This window comes from Amycolatopsis sp. EV170708-02-1 (genome assembly GCF_022479115.1).
In the GTDB taxonomy this organism is placed as follows: domain Bacteria; phylum Actinomycetota; class Actinomycetes; order Mycobacteriales; family Pseudonocardiaceae; genus Amycolatopsis.
The window spans coordinates 2,948,313-2,965,757 of the sequence record NZ_CP092497.1 but is presented as its reverse complement, the minus strand read 5'-3'; the positions used below and the strand labels follow the sequence as shown (position 1 = coordinate 2,965,757).

The following is a 17,445-nucleotide window of genomic DNA, read 5'->3' as shown; positions in this document are numbered from 1 at the left end:
TACATATGGACGTAAAACGTCACTCACCTGCGGAAACAGGCGTTTCGGCGCTGGCGGACACCCGATCCCGCCAGGCCTCGACGCGTGTGTCCGACGACGTTCTGCTCGACGCCGCGAAGAAGTGCGTGCTCGCCGTCGGCGTGCGGCGGACCACCCTCGCCGAGATCGCCCGGACCGCCAAGGTCAGCCGGATGACCGTCTACCGCCGGTTCCCGGACGTGCGCAGCGTGCTCGCGACCCTCATGACCCGCGAGTTCGGCGGCCTGCTGCAGGGCGCCGCGGAACCCGAGGTCGAGCCCGCCCACTTCCGCGAGAAGCTCGTCCAGAGTTCTTCGGCCGCCGTCGCCGCCCTGTCGGGCGACCCGCTGTTCCGCACCCTGCTGGACCTCGATTCGGAACTGGTCCTGCCCTACATCGTCGAGCGGTTCGGGAAGACCCAGCGCTTCGCCGAAGGCGTGATCCTGCACCTGCTGAAGTCGGGCCACGAGGACGGTTCGATCCGCAAGGGCGACCTGGCTTCGCAGGCTCGCACCTTGCTGCTGCTCATCCAGTCCTTCGCGTTCTCGTACCGTCCCGCCACCACGGACGTGAACGAGAAGGCGCTGATGACGGAGTTCGCCCACGTGCTCGACGCGGCGCTGCGCCCGTGACGCCGGGCTCGCTCAACGCTCTGCGTCGCGACCGGGAACTCACGGCGCTGGCCGGCGGCGAGCGGGTCGATCTGGTGGTGGTCGGCGGCGGCGTCACCGGCACCGGGATCGCGCTGGACGCGGCCGCGCGGGGGCTCTCGGTCGCTCTGATCGAGGCATACGACCTGGCATACGGGACATCCCGCTGGTCCAGCAAGCTGGTCCACGGCGGGCTCCGGTATCTCGCCAAGGGCGATCTGGCGCTGGCACACGAAAGCGCCGTCGAACGCGGGATCCTGATGACCCGCACCGCCCCGCATCTCACCAGGGCGATCCCGCAGCTGTTCCCTATGTACCGCGAGACCTCCCGCGGCCAGCAGGCCTTCATCATGACCGGTCTCGTGGCCGGTGACGGTCTTCGCCGCGCGGCCGGGACCCCGGCGTCGGTGCTGCCCCGGCCGAGGTCGATCCCGGCCGCGGAGGCGCTGGCGCTCGCGCCCGGACTTTCCCCGCGAGGCCTGCGCGGGGCGCTGCTGGCCTACGACGGCGCGCTGACCGACGACGCGCGCCTGGTGGTGAGCCTCGCTCGTACGGCCGCCGCACGCGGCGCGAAGATCCTGACGAGGGTCGAAGCGCTCCGGCTCGACGCGGAATCAGTGCTGGCGCGGGACAGGCTCACCGGGCAGGAGATCGAGATCCACGCCCGGCAGGTGATCAACGCGACGGGTGTCTGGGCGGGCGAACTGGCGGAGTCGGTGCGGCTGCGGCCGTCGCGCGGCTCGCATCTCGTCCTGGCCTCAGGAGCGGCGCGGATCGGCGCGACGTCGGTCAACGTGCCCGTTCCCGGCGAGAACAACCGCTTCGTCTTCCTGCTGCCGCAACCGGACGGCCGGGTGTTCGTCGGGGTCACCGACGAGCCGACCGACGGCCCGGTGCCGCGGGTGCCTGCCGTGCCGGAGTCCGATGTGGACTTCCTGCTCGAAGTGGCGTCGACGGCGTTCACCCGCCCGCTGACCCGCGCCGACGTCGCGGGCACATTCGCCGGGCTGCGGCCGCTGGTCGAAGGCGGTGGTGGACGCAGCGCGGATCTTTCGCGCAAGCACGCGGTGGTGACCGGGTCCGACGGCGTGCTCACCGTCGTCGGCGGCAAGCTGACGACGTACCGGAAGATGGCCGAAGACGCCGTCGACGCCGCGCTGAAGCGGTCCGGACTGCTCGCCGGGCCGTCGACCACGTCCCGGCTCCCGTTGCTCGGCGCGACACCGCGCGACCGCCTGTCCACTGTGGACGCGCCAGCTCGGCTGGTCGCGAAGTACGGCACCGAGGCGCCGCGGGTGGCGGCACTCGGCGAGGTCGACCCGGAACTGGGGCTGCCCCTGTTCGACGGGACGGACATCAGCGCGGCGGAGGTCGTCTGGGCCGTCCGGCACGAGGGCGCGCTCGACGTCGACGACGTCCTGGAGCGCCGCACCCGGCTCGGCCTGGTCACCCCGGACGCCGACGCCGCCCGCGCCCGCGTCCAGGAGCTTGTCGGCAAATCGCTCGCCGGCCTCGCCTGACCTCCCGCGTTTAGTCCTCTCAATGCGGCTAGTCATGCCCTCAGCTTGACGAGTCGTTGGGTTTTTGCAACAGTATGTTCTATGAGCCCGGTCAGACGCGGCAAAGAGCTGCCGATCTACAACCGGCTTCCCGTGCTCCGGGCAGAGCGTGGACTGAGCAGGGCCGCCCTCGCGACGGCCGTCGAGGTCAACCCGCAGACCATCGGCGCGCTCGAACGGGGAGACCACTACCCGAGCCTGGACCTGGCGTTCCGCATCTGCGCGGTGTTCGACCTCCCGGTCGAAGCCGTGTTCAGCCGCGAACCGTTCACGCCGCTGTCCACTCAGGTCTACCGGGAGGGGGGAACATGAGCGAGGAGCGAGGCCGTCTCGCGGCGTACTGGGACCGCCAGCAGGAACGGCTGGACGAGGTGGAACGCAAGCGAGCGCTGAAGTTGCCGACGTGGCGCACGCGGAAACGGCGGCGGGCGTTGAGTGTGCTGGTGGTGGCGGGCGATCTGGTCCTGATCGCCGGAGCCGTCTTCTACCAGACAGGCCAGACCGGCGCCTTCCTCGTGTGCTGGCTCGGCGGAGGCGTCGTGGCGGGCGGCGCGCAGTACCTGCTGCGGATCCTCACCGGCAAGATGAGCGGCGGTTTCTCGATGCGGCTCGACGAGCGCGAGCGGGAGATGCGTCACCGCGTCACCTACGTCAGCTATCAGATCCTGGTGACGATGATGCTGTTCGCGGTGCTGTACGGCCTCCTGGTCCCCGGCCCCAAGGGCGGCGGCGCGATGATGGCCTGCGCGTTGCTGATCGGCGGCACCACGGTCTCCGCCGTCATCCTGGGCTGGTCGCTGCCGGACGACGACCCCGAAGACTTCGAAGGGGTGTCCCCCGCATGACCACCACCCGGACGCGATCGGATCGCCGCCGGCTCGCCGTCGCGGCGGTGATCGGCCATCTGGTCGTGATCGCCGGTGCCGCGCTGCTGCGCGAGCCGACGTTGTGGTTCGCGGTCGGCCTGATGGGGCCGGGGCTGTGTCTCTGTGTCGGCACCGCGGCGGTGCTGCGCAAGGCCGTCGGCAGACCCGGCTCCGCCGCGAAGGATCTCGACGAACGCGAACTGCTGCTGCGAAACCGCGCACACTACGCTGCGTTCCAGGGGATCTGCGTGCTGATGCTGGTGGATCTCGGGTACGGGCTTTACGCGGCAGGGCAACCGGATTCCGGTTCGCTGCTGTCCGCGATGACAGCGGCGTTGTTCGTCTTCGGGACGTCGCTACCGGCGCTGTGGCTCGCGTGGCGGCTGCCGGACGACGACCCTGAAGACTTCGAGGGGTGGCTCCGGCATGACCGGGGACAAGAAGCGGCACAAGATGTCCATCGGCGTCGTCGCCGTCGTGCTGGTGGCGGGTGGGGTCCTCGCCGGCGCGGGCCGGGCGGTCCTGGTGTATCGGGCCACCTCGGTGGTGAGCAACGTCAAGCTGGACGGGCTGATCGAACGGAACCGCACGGTTTCCGGCGTCCATCGGGGATTCGCGGCGCTGGTGCGGTATTTCGAGGAGGGGAAGTGGAAATGAGCGAGGGGAAGCTGGAGATCGACAAGATCTCCAAGCGCTACGGCGCGAAGGTGGCGCTGGACGAGGTGAGCTTCGAGGTCCAGCCCGGTGAGCTGTTCGGCTTCGTCGGCAGCAACGGCGCGGGCAAGACCACCACGATGCGGATCGTGCTCGGGGTGCTGGCGGCCGACTCCGGCCAGGTGCGCTTCGGCGGCGCCCCGATCACCCACGAGACCCGCACGCATATCGGGTACATGCCGGAGGAACGCGGGCTGTACCCGAAGATGAAGGTGCTGGAGCAGCTGGTCTATCTCGCCGAGCTGCACGGGATGTCGGCCAACGACGCCCACCGCAGCGCCGAGAACTGGATCGCCCGGCTCGGGCTGACCGAACGGCGCAAGGACGAGGTGCAGAAGCTGAGCCTCGGCAACCAGCAGCGCGTGCAGCTCGCCGCCGCGCTGGTGCACGACCCGAAGGTGCTCGTGCTGGACGAACCGTTCTCCGGCCTCGACCCGCTGGCCGTGGACGTGATGAGCGGGGTGCTGCGGGAGAAGGCCGCGACCGGTGTGCCGGTGGTGTTCTCCAGTCACCAGCTGGATCTGGTCGAGCGGCTGTGCGACCGGGTCGGCATCATCCGAAGTGGACGGATGGTCGCCTCCGGCACCGTCGGGGAGCTGACCGCGGGCGCGGGCAACGGGCTCGTCGTCACCGCGCCGGGCGCCGCACCCGGCTGGGCTTCGGCCGTCCCCGGTGTCCGGACGGTCGAGCAGAACGGCCAGACGACGATCCTCGAACTCGAAGCGGGAGCCGACGATCAGGCCGTGCTCGCCGCGGCGCTGGCCACCGGGCCGGTCACCGAGTTCACCAAACGCAGGCGTTCGCTGACCGAGCTCTTCCGCGACGCGGTCGCCGAGAAGCCGGCGGCACAGGGAGTTTCCGCATGAACACCGTTTCCTCATGGCGCGCGGTCTGGCTCATCGCCAAACGCGAGCTGAACACCCGGCTGCGCACCAGGTCCTTCGTGGTCGGCACCGCCGTGCTGCTGGTCATGCTCATGGGCTACGTCCTGCTGCAGTCCACGCTGATCAGCAACGAGGACAAGAGCAAGGTCGGCCTCACCGGCCAGACCGCCGGGATCGCGCAGCAGCTCAAGACCGCGGGCGAGGCCATCGGCGAAAAGATCGAGACCGTCACCGTCGCCGATCCGGCGCAGGGCCGGTCGCAGGTCGAGAACGGCGATCTCGACGCGCTGCTGTCCGGCAACGCCACCGAGCTGAAGGTGCTCGTCAAGTCCGAATTGGACACCAAGCTGCGTGCGCTGCTGAACGGCGTTTCCCAGCAGGAAGTGTTGAACGGCATCCTTTCCGAGGCGCAGAAGACGCCAGACGAGGTGATGCGCACGGTCCACCAGACGCAGGTCGAGGTCGACTCGATCAAACCGCCGGACCCCGAGAAATCGCAGCGGATGGTGATCGGGCTGATCGTGGCGGTGCTGCTGTACATGAGCATCGTGACCTACGGGACGCTGGTCGCGCAGGGTGTGGTCGAAGAGAAGTCCAGCCGGGTGGTGGAGATCCTGCTGTCCACGGTGCGGCCGTGGCATCTGTTGCTGGGCAAGGTGATCGGGCTCGGCCTGGTCGGGCTGACCCAGCTGGTGATCATCGGCGGCGCCGGGTTCGTCGTCGCTTCGGCGACCGACGTGCTGACGCTGTCCGGTGTCGCGACGAGCGCCCTGCTGTGGGGTGTGGTGTGGTACCTGCTCGGGTTCCTGTTGTACGCCACCGTCTACGGCGCCATGGGTTCGCTGGTCTCCCGGCAGGAGGACACCCAGTCGGTGATCGGGCCGGTCAACATCGTGCTGATCCTCGGCTTCGTCGTCGGCTTCAACCTGCTGGCACAGGCACCGGAAGGCACGGGGACGAAGGTGCTTTCCCTGGTGCCGCTGCTGTCCCCGGTGCTGATGCCCGCGCGGATCGCGGCGGGCACCGTCGAGGTTTGGGAGATCGTGGCGTCGCTGGGCTTGACCGTGGGCGCCATCGCCCTCTTCACCTGGCTGGGCGCGCGGATCTACCAGAACAGTGTCCTGCGGGTGGGCAGCCGGATCAAGCTTTCGGAAGCCCTGCGCGGCTAACCTTTGATGGCGCCGTAGCGCTCAAGGGCGACCTGACGTTCGTGCGCGTGGTCGACCATCGGTGCCGGATAGTCCTCGACGTCCTCCGGTTTGTGCACGGCTTTGCCCTGCACGGACCGGAGTTCGGGACGTAGCGGCGGACGTAGTCACCGGCGGGGTCGAACTTCTCCCCCTGCGTGGTCGGGTTGAAGATCCGGAAGTAGGGCGCGGCGTCGGTGCCGCTGCCCGCGACCCACTGCCAGTTCAGCTGGTTCGACGCGAGATCGCCGTCGACCAGATGCTTCATGAAATGCCGCGCGCCGAGCCACCACGGCAGATGCAGGTCCTTGACCAGGAAACTCGCCACGATCATCCGGACGCGGTTGTGCATCCAGCCCTCGGCGAGCAGCTGGCGCATCCCGGCGTCGACGATCGGGAACCCGGTGCGGCCCTCGCACCACCGCCGGAAGGCCTCGTCGTCGCTCTCGTATTCCATGGCGTCGAACCGGGAATCGTAGTTCTTCCGCGCGGTTTCGGGGCGGTGCCACAGGACGTCGGCGTGGAACTCGCGCCAGGCGAACTCTCCCCGCAGCGCCTTGGCGCCGGCGCCCTCGTTCCCGGCGAGGTCGGCCAGCAGGGTGCGCGGATGGACGCAACCCCAGCGCAGATACGGCGAAAGCCTTGTCGTACCGGGTCGATCGGGACGGTCACGATCCTCGTCGTAGGTTTCGAGGCCGTCGTCCAGGAACTCGTGCCAGCGCTTCAACGCCGCCTTCTCGCCAGGTTCCGGCAGCTCCATCCCTTTGAGCGAAGGGGATTTCGGGAGCTTGACCGAACGCGGCGGCTCCACCCAGTCCACAATGGACTTGCCGGTGCCGGCGGGACGCGGCCAGCCGTGGCGCACCCACGCGCGGTAGAACGGGGTGAACACGCGATACGGGTCATCATCCGGTTTGGTGATGCGGCCGGGCGTGATCGCGTACGACGAACCTGTCTCAACCCAGGCGATGTCGTGCTCCGCCAACGCCTTCTTGACCTCGTCGTCGCGGCGGCGGCCGTACGGTCCGGTGTCGGCGCTGACGTGCACGGTCGCGGCGCCGACCTCGCGAGCGGCTTTGACGACCTCCTCGACCGGGTCGCCTTTGACGAGCATCAGGCGGCCGCCGAGCTGGTCGTCCAGCGCCTTCAGGCAGCCGTGCAGGAACGCGACGCGCGGGGCGCCGGAGGGTTTGAGGAGCGCGTCGTCGAGGACGTACAGCGCGAGCACGTGCTTGCTGTGCTTCGAGGCCTCCAGGAGGGCGGCGTGGTCACCGAGGCGAAGGTCGCGGCGGAACCACAGCACTACCGGGGCTTCTCTGGTCACTCCCGAAACCCTAAGCGCCCTCGCCTCCCCCTGCATGCCCGGATGCGATGAAGGACGCTTTCATGGCGAAATTCGCCGTGAAAGCGTCCTTCATCGCACTTGCGGAAGGGAGGTCAGCGCTCCGAGATGGGCGCGTAGTCCCGCGACGCGTAGCCGGTGTAGATCTGCCGCGGGCGGCCGATCTTGGTGGCCGGGTCCTGGATCATCTCGCGCCAGTGCGCGATCCAGCCCGGGAGACGGCCGAGCGCGAACAGCACGGTGAAGTACTTCGTCGGGAAGCCGAGCGCCCGGTAGATCAGGCCGGTGTAGAAGTCGACGTTCGGGTACAGCTTCCGCTCGATGAAGTAGTCGTCCGAGAGCGCGGTCTCTTCCAGCTTCTTCGCGATGTCGAGCAGCTGGTCGCCGCCCTTGAGCTTGGAGAGGATCTCGTCCGCGGTGTTCTTGATGATCTTCGCGCGCGGGTCGTAGTTCTTGTAGACCCGGTGCCCGAAGCCCATCAGGCGGACACCCTTTTCCTTGTTCTTCACGCGCTGGACGAAGTTCGCGACGTCGCCGCCCTCGGCCTGGATGCCCTCGAGCATGTCCAGGACCGCGCTGTTGGCGCCACCGTGCAGCGGGCCGAACAGCGCGTTGATGCCCGCCGAGATCGAGGCGAACAGGTTCGCCTCGGAGGAGCCGACGAGGCGCACGGTCGAGGTGGAGCAGTTCTGCTCGTGGTCGGCGTGCAGGATGAACAGCAGGTCGAGCGCCTTGGCGACGTCCGGGTCGACCTCGTAGGGCTCGGCCGGGAAGCCGAAGGTCATCCGCAGGAAGTTCTCGACCAGGCCGAGCGAGTTGTCCGGGTACAGCAGCGGCTGGCCGACGGACTTCTTGTACGCGTACGCGGCCAGGGTCGGGACCTTGGCCAGCAGGCGGATGGTGGACAGCTCGACGTTCGGTTCGTCGAACGGGTTGAGCGAGTCCTGGTAGAAGGTCGACAGCGCGGATACGGCGCTGGACAGCACCGGCATCGGGTGCGCGTCGCGCGGGAAGCCGCTGAAGAAGGCCTTCAGGTCTTCGTGCAGCAGGGTGTGGCGCTGGATCTTCTCGGTGAACTCCGACAGCTGCGTCTGGGTGGGCAGCTCGCCGTAGATGAGCAGGTACGAGACCTCGATGAAGGTCGACTTCTCGGCCAGCTGCTCGATCGGGTACCCGCGGTAGCGCAGGATGCCGGCGTCACCGTCGATGTAGGTGATGGCCGAGGACGCGGCGCCGGTGTTCACGAACCCCGGGTCGTGGGTGATGTACCCGGTGGTCGCCAGCAGCTTCCCCAGCTCGATGCCAGGCGCGCCCTCGACCGGGTGGATCACCTTGAACTCGTGCTCGCCGTTGGGCAGGCGCAGCGTCGCGGTCTCGCCGGACTGCCCCGCAGCCGTCGTCGCGTCGGACATGTAAGTCCCTCTCACGTTCAGCACGGGCCGGCGGCGCCTGTAGGTTCCACAGGTACGCCCTCTTTCACGCGCGTGACCCACGGCCTCGCTGCACACCGCCCCGCTGGGGTATGAATTCCCCTCTACGCTAGTCGAGAATGGGGTCAACGCGCAGCGGGTGAGTTGCTCACAACAGCCCCTTTGGGACCAGGTTCACACAGCGGAAGCCATATCTTCGGCCGTCGGCGGTTCCGCCCCGCTCCGTGAGACGGTGATCGACGCCGCTTTCGCCGCGAATTCGAGCGCCGCACGCCAGCCGTCGGCGTCGAGAGTGGACAGGTCGCGCACCCCGTTCGAGTACAGCCACGCCAGCAGGGCGCCTTGCACGGTGTCACCGGCGCCGATCGTGTCGACGACGTCGACCCGGCGTGACGGGACCTGCGCGATTTCGCCCGCTCGTGTGATGACGGACAACCCCTGCGCGCCGCGGGTGAGCACGACGGCATCGACTCCGCAAGAGGTCCAGACCTTTGCCGCGTCGACCGGGTCGGCGCCTTCGGCGAGCCATTCCGTGTCGTCGTCGGAGATCTTGAGCAGGCGGATATGCGGCAGCCAGGACTCGAACCGCGCCCGGTAGGCCGCCGGATCCTCGATCAGCGCCGCACGGATGTTCGGATCGAGCACGGTCAGCACGCCGCGCGCGGATTCGCGGCGCAACAGCGTTTCGTAGGTGCTCGCGCCCGGCTCCAGGACCATGCCGAGGGTGCCGAGGGAGAGCGCCGTCACATCTTCGGGGAGCGGGCCGGGGTCGGCGACGAGCCGGTCCGCGGTGCCCTCGGTGTAGAAGGTGTACCGGGCGGAGCCCTTGTCGTCGAGCGCGACCACGGCGAGCGTCGTCGGCTCGTTTCCCCGCTGCAGCAACGCGGTGCCGACCCCGGAGGCGTGCAGCCGGTCCACCAGCGCGACACCGAAGCGGTCGTTCGAGACGCGCGAAAGGAAGCCCGTCGGGACGCCGAGCCGCCCGGCGGCGAGCGCGACGTTGTAGGGACCACCACCCATCCGGGGCAGCAGCGCGCGCAACCCACCGTCCACAGTGGAATCCAACGGTTCACCAGGAACGAGGTCGACCAGCGCCTCTCCACCCACCACGATCACGGGCGCGATGCTAGCCGAGACGGTGGTTCCACCACCATAATTGTCAGTTCAGGACATTTTTTGTCGCGATGCCGCCAAGGAGAAGTTCCGAAAGCGCGGTGAACGCTTCGGCGTCGGTCACCCCGGTGCGCTGCCCGATCACCCCGGTCTGGATTCCCTCGATGATCAGTCCCGCCATTTCCGCGATCAGCCGCGCGTGCACCTCACGGAAAACACCGTCGGTGACGCCGCGATCGATGAACGACCGGATCCGGGCGGCCGCGGCGCGGCTGTTGAGCTGATACGCGTCCCGCGCCGGCGCGAATTCGGCGATGTCGGTCATGAAAGCGGCCGAGGCGCGATTCAGGTATTCGGAGATGCCGGCGAGGTACTCGCCGAGGATCTTGCGGGCGTCGTCGATCCCGGCGATCCGCTCCTCCAGCAGGTCGGCGGCGCCCTTGAAAAAGTGGGTGACGACCTTGACCGCCAGCTGCTCCTTGCTGGGGGCGAGCGCGTAGAGGGTCGACTTCGAGCAGCGGAGCCTCGCGGCCAGGTCGTCCAGCGTGAACTGGGAGAACCCTTCGGCGAGAAAGAGCGCTTCGAGTTCCGAGAGCAGCGCTCTCTGACGCGCGGTGGGCTGGCGGCGCGAGGTCATCGGATCACTATCCCCTACGCGAACGGTGTACCCCCAGCGCCGTCTACTGTACGCTGAATCAGCCCACAGTACTGTTTTTAGTACCGCTCAGCTCGGAGGAGCCATGCCGGCGGACCGTCTGCTGCCCAGCACCGAGGCCCAGGACCTGATCGACCTGGCCAAGGAGATCGCGCGCGAGGAACTCGCCCCGATCGCGAGCAAGTACGAGGAGACCGCGCATTTCCCGCGCGAGCAGTTCCGGCTGCTCGGACAGGCCGGGCTCCTCGGCCTGCCGTATGCGGAGCGCTGGGGTGGCGGCGAGCTGCCGTACGAGGTCTACCTGCAGGTCCTGGAGGAGATTGCCGCGGCGTGGATGTCGGTGGGCGTAGGGCTTTCCGTGCACACGATGTCCTGCTTCGCGCTGGCACACCACGGCACCGACGAGCAGCGCGACCGCTGGCTGCCCGCGATGCTCGAAGGCGGCCTGCTGGGCGCGTACGCGCTCTCGGAGACCCACGCCGGCTCCGACGCTGCCGCGTTGTCCACCCGCGCGCGGCTCGACGGCGACCAGTACGTCGTGAACGGCACGAAGGCGTGGATCACCCATGCGGGTGAGGCCGACTTCTACACGACGATGGTGCGCACCAGCGACGACGGCGGGCAGGGCATCTCCTGCCTGCTCGTCGACGCGGCGACGCCGGGCCTCTCGGCCGCGCCGCCCGAGCGGAAGATGGGCCTCACCGGGTCGACCACGGCGCAGCTGATGTTCGAGGACGCCGCCGTCGACGCCGACCGGCGGATCGGCGAAGAGGGCCAGGGGCTGAAGATCGCGCTGTCGTCGCTCAGCTCCGGGCGGCTGGGCATCGCCGCCTGCGCCGTCGGGCTCGCGCAGGCCGCGCTGGACGAGGCGCTCGAATACGCGAAGGGCCGCACACAGTTCGGACGGCCGATCATCGAGTTCCAGGGCCTGGAATTCCTGCTGGCCGACATGGCCGCGACCGTCGAGACCTCGCGGGCGATGTACCTCGACGCGGCCCGGCGCCGTGACCGCGGGCTGCCGTTCCAGCGGCAGGCGTCCATCGCGAAGCTCGTCGCGACCGACGGCGCGATGAAGGTGACCACCGACGCCGTGCAGGTCCTCGGCGGCGCCGGATACACGAAGGACTTCCCGGTGGAGCGGTACATGCGGGAGGCGAAGGTGCCGCAGATCTTCGAGGGCACGAACCAGATCCAGCGCATGGTGATCGCGCGGGAACTGCGGAAAGGCTGACGCCCTCGTGACTGGCAGGGACGGTTAGAACCGTCCTTGCCACTCACGAGCCGGCCGGTCAGGCCTCGCGGTACCGGCGTTCCTCGGTGACGCCGACCCCGGTCTCCTCGTCGAAGTGGTAGACCTCACGACCGCGCACGAACACGCGCATCGCCCGGTTCATCACGTCCAGCGGGTCGCCCGACCAGATGACCACGTCGGCGTCGAGGCCCGGCTTCAGCGAGCCGACCTGGTCGTCGAGGTCCAGCATCGCGGCCGGGTTGACGGTCAGCGCCTTCAGCGCGGTCTCCGGGTCGAGGCCGTCCTTCACCGACAGCGCGGCCTGGTACACCAGGAAGTTGATCGGCACGACCGGGTGGTCCGTGGTGATCGCGATCTTCACGCCCGCCCTGGCGAGGATGCCGGGGGCGCGCAGGGTGCGGTTGCGCAGCTCCACTTTGGACTTGGTGGTGAACAGCGGCCCGAGGATCACCGGCACGCCCCGCTCGGCGAGCAGGTCCGCGATCAGATGTCCTTCGGTGCCGTGGTTGATCACCAGTTTGTAGCCGAACTCGTCGGCCAGCCGGATCGCGGTGACCATGTCGTCGGCGCGGTGGACGTGCTGGTCCCAGTACAGCTCCCCGTCGAGGACCTTCGCCAGCGTCTCCTTGGTGAGGTCGACGTCGAACGGCTTGCCCTCGCCGGCGGCGTGCTCGCGCTGGGCGGCGTAGTTGCGCGCGGCGGTGAAGGCGTCACGGATGGTCGACGCGACGCCGAGCCTGGTCGACGGCGTCTGCTTCTTCTCGCCGTACACGCGCTTCGGGTTCTCGCCGAGCGCGCTCTTCACGCTGACACCCTCGGCGAAGATCATGTCGAGCACGGTCCGGCCCCAGGTCTTGACACCGATCGTCTGCCCGCCGATGGGGTTCCCCGAGCCGGGCTTGATGACGACGCTGGTGACGCCGCCCGCGAGCGCGTCGTCGAAGCCGGGCTCGTACGGGTCGATCCCGTCGATCGCGCGGAACCGCGCGCCGTTCGGGTCGGTCATCTCGTTGGTGTCGTTCCCGGACCAGCCTTCGCCGTCTTCGTGGACGCCGAGGTGGGCGTGCGCGTCGATGAACCCGGGCAGCACCCAGCTGCCCGCGGCGTCGATCAGTTCGGCGTCGTCGGGGACGTCGACCTCGGCGTCCGCGCCGACCGCCGCGATCTTCCCGTTCTCGATGAGGACCGTGCCGCCGTCGATGGGATCACCGTCGACCGGGACGACGTAACCACCGACGATGGCCTTGACCTGTGCTTTGTCAGACATACTTTGACACGCTAACGAACTGGGCCACCGGTCCGCACGCGGGGCTTTTCGAAATGGACCAGTTCGTAGTGCTTCTCGGGAGTGCGATGCGTCTCGACGTAGCCGAGCTTCCGGTACATCCGCAGCGGACCGGCGCTCCGCTCCCCGGTGAACAGGCGGAACACGGTCACCGAAGGCGGCGCGGCCGCTTCGGCGGCGAGCAGCAAGGAGCTGCCGAGCCCGTGTCCCTGCCTGTCCGGGGCGACGATGAGCCTGCCGACGAGACCGGCGTCGCCGTCCACGACGATCCGGACACTCGCCACCAGCCGCCCGGATTCCCTGATGCCCCAGGTGGAACACGCGGGATCAGCCAGCGCGGCCTTGGCCTGCTCGAAGGTCTCCGTCAGCGGCGGGAGGTCGATGTTCTCGTGCGCCCTGGCCTCCGGGACGTACGCCGCGCGCTGCAACGTGAGCACCTCACCCGCGTCCGCGGGCCCCAGGCGCAGAACCGGCATCTCAGCGCACCCGGATTCCCCAGCTCCCGGTCCACGACGACGCGGGCTCCAGGTCGATCAGATCGGTGCCGGTGTTCAGCGCGTCGGCGGGGCACGTCATCGGCTCGATCGCCACCGCCCGGCCGCGGCCGACCAGGTCGTCCGGCGTGAACACCTGCGCCCAGCGGAAATCCGGCCCGGCCCAGACCAGCAGTTCCCGGTCCCCATGCGAAAGGACGTGGTGGTGGTTGCCGTCCTCGGCGACGCTCAGCCCGCCGAACGCCGTGTCCAGGTCGACGCCTTCGAGCAGCTTGCCGGGCCGGAAGTCGTACTCGGTCCCCTCGACGTCCTGTTCGTCGGCGTACGGCATCTGCTCGTCACCGAGATACGGCCGGACCCGGCTCGCGGGCAGCGTCAGGGTCAGCTCGTCGGTGGGCGCGTCGCCGATGCGGAAATACGGGTGCGTGCCGAGCCCGACACCGATGGGGCTCTCGCCCTCGTTGCGGATCTCGTGCGTCACGACCAGTTCACGCGGCGAGATCTCGTAGGTGATCGTCGCGCGCAGCGGCACCGGCCACCCTTCCTGCGCCGGGACGTCGATGGCCAGGGTGATCGACGACTCGGCGTGTTCGAGAAGCTCCCACTCCTCGTGCCGGGTCAGGCCGTGGATCGCGTTGCCGCGCGCCTCTTCGGTGATCGGGAGCTGCTGCTTCTCGCCCTGGTAGTCCCACTGGCCGCCCTTGGTGCGGTTCGGCCAGGGCAGCAGCACCTGCCCGGCACCCTTCGGCGGCTTCTCGTCCTCGGCGAACGCCTCGACGTAGGGCACCCCGCCGACCTCGAACGCGCGCAACCCGGCACCGATCTCGGTGACGACGGCTCGCGCGTTGCCGCGGGTGATCTCGAACTGCTCTCCGGTGGGATTGGCCATGCGGACGAGGTTACTGTGAGAACGCCACGCCCGGACGAAGGAGACCGCCGCGATGACCGTTCCCGGCTACCCCAGCACCGTCGGCCGTGTCCTGGAGCGGAGCGCGCGCCGCGTCCCGGGCCGGGTCGCCCTCACCTTCGCCGATCGCGTGTGGACGTACGCGGAGCTCGACCGCGCGGCGGGCCGGGTCGCGGCCAAGCTGCTCGATCGCGGGCTCGTCCACGGCGACCGGGTCGCGGCCTTCGGCAAGAACTCCGACGCGTACCTGTTGCTGTACCTCGGCTGCGCGCGAGCCGGGCTGGTGCACGTGCCGGTGAACTTCAACGCGCGCGGCGAGGAACTCGAGTACCTGCTCACCCAGTCCGAGCCAGCCGTCGCCTTCGTCGATCCCGCGCTGGCCGAGCACGTCAAGGTCGAGCATGTGTCCACACTGGACGTTCTGGAGTGGGCTCTGGACGAGACCGTCTTGCCGCACGAGGAATCCGGGGTGTCGGACGACGACCTCGTCCAGCTGCTCTACACGTCCGGGACGACCTCGCGGCCGAAGGGCGCGATGCTCACCCACCGCGCGCTGGTGCACGAGTACTCGTCCTGCATCGCCGCCCTCGACCTGAGCGACCGCGACGTACCGCTGCACGCGTTGCCGCTCTACCACTCGGCGCAGATGCACGTCTTCCTGATGCCCGGGCTGGCCGTCGGCGCGACGAACCATCTCGTCGAGGGGCCGGACCTCGGCGACATCCTGGCGCGGATTCCCAGCCAGGGCATCACTTCGCTGTTCTTCCCGCCGACCGTCTGGGTAGGCCTCGCGAATCATCCCGGGCTCGCGGACGCGGATCTGAGCTGCCTCACGAAGGCCTACTACGGCGCGTCGATCATGCCGGTCCCGGTGTTGAACGCGCTGCGCGCACGGCTGCCGGAAGTCGGCTTCTACAACTGTTTCGGGCAGTCCGAGATCGGTCCACTCGCAACGGTGCTCCGTCCCGAGGAGCACGACGAGCGGCCCGATTCCGTCGGCCGCCCGATCCTTTTCGTCGAGACACGGGTGGTGGACGCCGAGATGAACGATCTGCCGCCGGGCGAACTCGGCGAGGTCGTGTACCGCTCTCCCCAGCTGTGCACCGGTTACTGGGGCAAGCCCGAGGAGTCGGTGGAGGCGTTCGCGGGCGGCTGGTTCCACTCCGGTGACCTGGTGCGGCAGGACGAGGAGGGCTATCTGTTCGTCGTCGACCGGATCAAGGACGTCGTCAACACCGGCGGCGTGCTCGTCGCGTCGCGCGAGGTGGAAGACGCGCTGTACGCCCATCCCGCCGTCGCCGAGGTCGCCGTCGTCGGTCTGCCGCACGAACGCTGGATCGAGGCGATCGCCGCGGTGGTCGTGGTGAAGGAACCCGTCGAAGAAGCGGAGCTGATCGAGTTCGCCAAGAAGTCGCTGGCGGCGCACAAGGTGCCGAAGTCGGTGCATTTCGTCGGCGAACTGCCGAAGAACGCGTCCGGGAAGCTGCTCAAACGCGAGCTGCGGCAACAGTTCGGCGGCTCAGCGTCCGCGATCGGTGTCTAGCGACTCGGCGTACGCGGCGAATTCGCAGGCCGCTTCGAGGCTGCCCGGACGTGGTGGATCCTCCGGGTCCCAGCCGAGTTCGCGGTCTCGAAGCACCTGCGTGAGCAACGGGCGCCAGCGCGGATCCAGCTGCTCGCGCGCCCATTCGAGCGCGCCGCGTTTCGACTCGACCTCGGCCGTGCGCAGCGTGTAGAGCACTCGGCAGCAAGTCGACACGAGGTAGCGCTGGGTCCACGCGATGTCGAAGGGCGCCCACGCGCGGACGCCGTCGACCAGGCCGTGCAGCTCCTCACGCATCGCCGCGCGCATCGCGTCCGGTGGCGGCTCGTCGACGAGGTTCGTGATCGGCGGGCCGTCGAGCACGATGCCTTTGTGGCGCAGGATCCAGCGCGTGTGGAGGCTGTTGCAGTGGGTGTCCCAGATCAGGACGCGATGGCCGTGATCGCAGTACAGCCACGGCGTGCCCAGCCCTTGACTCGTTTTCAGGGACGCGATGTCCGCATACGAACCCTCGATTTCCTTGCACCAGAAGCCTTCCCTGGTGGGGAGCTCGTCGTGGAGCACGCGAAGTTCCGCTTCGGCCCGGCCACTCGGCGGCTCGGTGGTCGCGATGATTAAGTCGCAGTCGCTGTGGAGGTCACCGGCGCCGAGCGCGAAGGAACCCTGGACGTACGCGCCGACGTAGGTGTCGCCGAGGATCTCGCGGGCCGAAGCGACCAGCTCGGTGAGGACTTGGTCGAGTTCGGTGTAGGGCGTGTACACGGACCGCGACGCTACCCGGTCTCGCGCAAGATTTCCCAAGCATTGAACCCGTCTTCGGCATGAGGAGTGCCGAGCGCGAGCCAGGCAGGATGGAGTGGGTCGTCGAGGGGATCGACCGAACATCCGAAACGAGGAGTGGCAGGCGGATCCCCGGGAAAGAGTCCATCGGGGTCCTCGACGAGCGAAGCCAGGAACGCGATGTCGGAGACATGACGACTGGACATCCCCGGCTTCGGCGGCTCGTCGATCAAGGCCTTCACCTTGACCACCAGCGCGGCGGCCAGACCCGGCAGGTACAAGGTCGACGTTCTCCCGCCATAGGTCGCCGTGAGCGGCCGTGCATCGTCGAGCGCGGTCTTGCCACCGGGGATCGAGACGATCCTTCCCGCAGGCGTCCGGAGCTTCGGGGCAGCACGGGCGCCGAGTTTGTCCGGGGCGAGAAGGTCGACCATCATGCCGGTCGCCGGATGGAGATAGCGATGCGCCTTGCCGTCGGCGCTGATCCCATCGACCTCATACCCCAGCTTCTTGAGTACTTCATGTGCGCGCGGGAACGCGTCGAGCGTGAAACGGACGTCGAAGAGGAGATCGATGTCCTTCGTCACCCGTGGGATCGAACGATCGGCCAGCAGTCCGTGCAGAATGACCATCTGCCCGCCGATCATCACCCAGGGCGTCGGCAACCGATCGGCGAGGTCGAACATCGCTGGCCAGACGATGCGGTCACCCTCGCCCTGCAACGGCGGCAAAGCCAGCGTCCCCAGGCTGGGCGGCGGCGCGGAAT

The 17,445-nt window shown here is 68.6% G+C and carries 16 protein-coding genes and 1 pseudogene; 8 read left to right on the top strand and 9 right to left on the bottom strand.

Features of this window, described 5'->3' with window-relative positions; all coding sequences use genetic code 11:
• The first annotated feature begins 86 nt into the window (after positions 1-86).
• The 6 genes from MJQ72_RS13700 to MJQ72_RS13675 all read left to right on the top strand — a co-directional run bounded on the left by MJQ72_RS13700 (position 87) and on the right by MJQ72_RS13675 (position 5,860).
• Complete coding sequence (locus MJQ72_RS13700; RefSeq protein WP_240601319.1) at positions 87-650, top strand: TetR/AcrR family transcriptional regulator; 564 nt, start codon at positions 87-89, stop codon at positions 648-650.
• Positions 647-2,188, top strand: a complete 1,542-nt coding sequence (locus MJQ72_RS13695) for a glycerol-3-phosphate dehydrogenase/oxidase (RefSeq protein ID WP_240599538.1) — start codon at positions 647-649, stop codon at positions 2,186-2,188. The genes MJQ72_RS13700 and MJQ72_RS13695 overlap by 4 nt, the downstream gene beginning before the upstream one ends.
• An 81-nt stretch (positions 2,189-2,269) precedes the next feature.
• Positions 2,270-2,539, top strand: coding sequence for a helix-turn-helix transcriptional regulator (locus tag MJQ72_RS13690; RefSeq protein ID WP_005155992.1), 270 nt, complete (start codon positions 2,270-2,272; stop codon positions 2,537-2,539).
• Positions 2,536-3,072 (top strand): hypothetical protein, encoded by a 537-nt coding sequence (locus tag MJQ72_RS13685; RefSeq protein WP_240599537.1) that lies wholly within the window; start codon positions 2,536-2,538, stop codon positions 3,070-3,072. The genes MJQ72_RS13690 and MJQ72_RS13685 overlap by 4 nt, the downstream gene beginning before the upstream one ends.
• Positions 3,073-3,746: 674 nt before the next feature.
• Positions 3,747-4,673: an ABC transporter ATP-binding protein gene (locus MJQ72_RS13680; RefSeq protein ID WP_240601318.1), complete on the top strand. Its 927-nt coding sequence runs from the start codon at positions 3,747-3,749 to the stop codon at positions 4,671-4,673.
• On the top strand, positions 4,670-5,860 hold the full coding sequence (locus tag MJQ72_RS13675) for an ABC transporter permease (protein ID WP_240599536.1): 1,191 nt from the start codon (positions 4,670-4,672) through the stop codon (positions 5,858-5,860). The genes MJQ72_RS13680 and MJQ72_RS13675 overlap by 4 nt, the downstream gene beginning before the upstream one ends.
• Here the strand turns inward: MJQ72_RS13675 and MJQ72_RS13670 are convergent.
• The 4 genes and pseudogenes from MJQ72_RS13670 to MJQ72_RS13655 all read right to left on the bottom strand — a co-directional run bounded on the left by MJQ72_RS13670 (position 5,857) and on the right by MJQ72_RS13655 (position 10,400).
• A pseudogene (locus MJQ72_RS13670) lies at positions 5,857-7,202 on the bottom strand (cryptochrome/photolyase family protein). The gene MJQ72_RS13675 and the pseudogene MJQ72_RS13670 sit on opposite strands and share 4 nt — an antisense overlap.
• 113 nt (positions 7,203-7,315) lie before the next feature.
• Positions 7,316-8,632 (bottom strand): citrate synthase, encoded by a 1,317-nt coding sequence (locus tag MJQ72_RS13665; protein WP_051972324.1) that lies wholly within the window; start codon positions 8,630-8,632, stop codon positions 7,316-7,318.
• Positions 8,633-8,824: 192 nt separating this feature from the next.
• Positions 8,825-9,766 carry a carbohydrate kinase gene (locus MJQ72_RS13660; protein WP_240599535.1) on the bottom strand — a complete coding sequence of 314 codons (942 nt, stop codon included), beginning with the start codon at positions 9,764-9,766 and terminating at the stop codon, positions 8,825-8,827.
• A 43-nt stretch (positions 9,767-9,809) separates the two neighbouring features.
• Positions 9,810-10,400 (bottom strand): TetR/AcrR family transcriptional regulator, encoded by a 591-nt coding sequence (locus tag MJQ72_RS13655; protein WP_240599534.1) that lies wholly within the window; start codon positions 10,398-10,400, stop codon positions 9,810-9,812.
• 103 nt (positions 10,401-10,503) lie between these two features.
• Here MJQ72_RS13655 and MJQ72_RS13650 point away from each other — a divergent pair, with 103 nt between their 5' ends.
• The gene (locus MJQ72_RS13650; RefSeq protein ID WP_240599533.1) at positions 10,504-11,649 is read left to right on the top strand and encodes an acyl-CoA dehydrogenase family protein; all 1,146 of its coding nucleotides are present in this window, start codon (positions 10,504-10,506) and stop codon (positions 11,647-11,649) included.
• 58 nt (positions 11,650-11,707) lie between these two features.
• Here MJQ72_RS13650 and MJQ72_RS13645 read toward each other — a convergent pair whose 3' ends face one another.
• The 3 genes from MJQ72_RS13645 to MJQ72_RS13635 are packed head-to-tail and all read right to left on the bottom strand — an operon-like array spanning position 11,708 to position 14,338.
• A complete protein-coding gene (locus tag MJQ72_RS13645; protein WP_240599532.1) occupies positions 11,708-12,937 on the bottom strand; it encodes an amidohydrolase in 1,230 nt (409 codons plus the stop codon).
• An 11-nt stretch (positions 12,938-12,948) separates the two neighbouring features.
• Positions 12,949-13,431, bottom strand: a complete 483-nt coding sequence (locus MJQ72_RS13640; RefSeq protein WP_240599531.1) for a GNAT family N-acetyltransferase — start codon at positions 13,429-13,431, stop codon at positions 12,949-12,951.
• A 1-nt stretch (position 13,432) separates the two neighbouring features.
• Positions 13,433-14,338 carry an aldose 1-epimerase family protein gene (locus MJQ72_RS13635; RefSeq protein WP_240599530.1) on the bottom strand — a complete coding sequence of 302 codons (906 nt, stop codon included), beginning with the start codon at positions 14,336-14,338 and terminating at the stop codon, positions 13,433-13,435.
• A 52-nt stretch (positions 14,339-14,390) separates the two neighbouring features.
• Between MJQ72_RS13635 and MJQ72_RS13630 the strand changes: the two genes are divergently transcribed.
• Complete coding sequence (locus tag MJQ72_RS13630; protein ID WP_240599529.1) at positions 14,391-15,899, top strand: fatty acyl-CoA synthetase; 1,509 nt, start codon at positions 14,391-14,393, stop codon at positions 15,897-15,899.
• Here the strand turns inward: MJQ72_RS13630 and MJQ72_RS13625 are convergent.
• Together MJQ72_RS13625 and MJQ72_RS13620 are read right to left on the bottom strand one after the other, a co-directional pair.
• A complete protein-coding gene (locus MJQ72_RS13625) occupies positions 15,876-16,661 on the bottom strand; it encodes an aminoglycoside adenylyltransferase domain-containing protein (protein ID WP_240599528.1) in 786 nt (261 codons plus the stop codon). The genes MJQ72_RS13630 and MJQ72_RS13625 overlap by 24 nt on opposite strands.
• Positions 16,662-16,672: 11 nt before the next feature.
• Complete coding sequence (locus MJQ72_RS13620) at positions 16,673-17,365, bottom strand: nucleotidyltransferase family protein (protein WP_240599527.1); 693 nt, start codon at positions 17,363-17,365, stop codon at positions 16,673-16,675.
• Between the last annotated feature and the right edge of the window lie 80 nt (positions 17,366-17,445).

Coding starts and splice junctions, on each gene's coding strand:
- MJQ72_RS13655 (WP_240599534.1), bottom strand. CDS start 10,400: ATGACCTCGCGCCGCCAGCCCACCGCGCGTCAGAGAGCGCTGCTCTCG.
- MJQ72_RS13675 (WP_240599536.1), top strand. CDS start 4,670: ATGAACACCGTTTCCTCATGGCGCGCGGTCTGGCTCATCGCCAAACGC.
- MJQ72_RS13620 (WP_240599527.1), bottom strand. CDS start 17,365: ATGTTCGACCTCGCCGATCGGTTGCCGACGCCCTGGGTGATGATCGGC.
- MJQ72_RS13650 (WP_240599533.1), top strand. CDS start 10,504: ATGCCGGCGGACCGTCTGCTGCCCAGCACCGAGGCCCAGGACCTGATC.
- MJQ72_RS13665 (WP_051972324.1), bottom strand. CDS start 8,632: ATGTCCGACGCGACGACGGCTGCGGGGCAGTCCGGCGAGACCGCGACG.
- MJQ72_RS13640 (WP_240599531.1), bottom strand. CDS start 13,431: ATGCCGGTTCTGCGCCTGGGGCCCGCGGACGCGGGTGAGGTGCTCACG.
- MJQ72_RS13635 (WP_240599530.1), bottom strand. CDS start 14,338: ATGGCCAATCCCACCGGAGAGCAGTTCGAGATCACCCGCGGCAACGCG.
- MJQ72_RS13630 (WP_240599529.1), top strand. CDS start 14,391: ATGACCGTTCCCGGCTACCCCAGCACCGTCGGCCGTGTCCTGGAGCGG.
- MJQ72_RS13690 (WP_005155992.1), top strand. CDS start 2,270: ATGAGCCCGGTCAGACGCGGCAAAGAGCTGCCGATCTACAACCGGCTT.
- MJQ72_RS13685 (WP_240599537.1), top strand. CDS start 2,536: ATGAGCGAGGAGCGAGGCCGTCTCGCGGCGTACTGGGACCGCCAGCAG.
- MJQ72_RS13680 (WP_240601318.1), top strand. CDS start 3,747: ATGAGCGAGGGGAAGCTGGAGATCGACAAGATCTCCAAGCGCTACGGC.
- MJQ72_RS13645 (WP_240599532.1), bottom strand. CDS start 12,937: ATGTCTGACAAAGCACAGGTCAAGGCCATCGTCGGTGGTTACGTCGTC.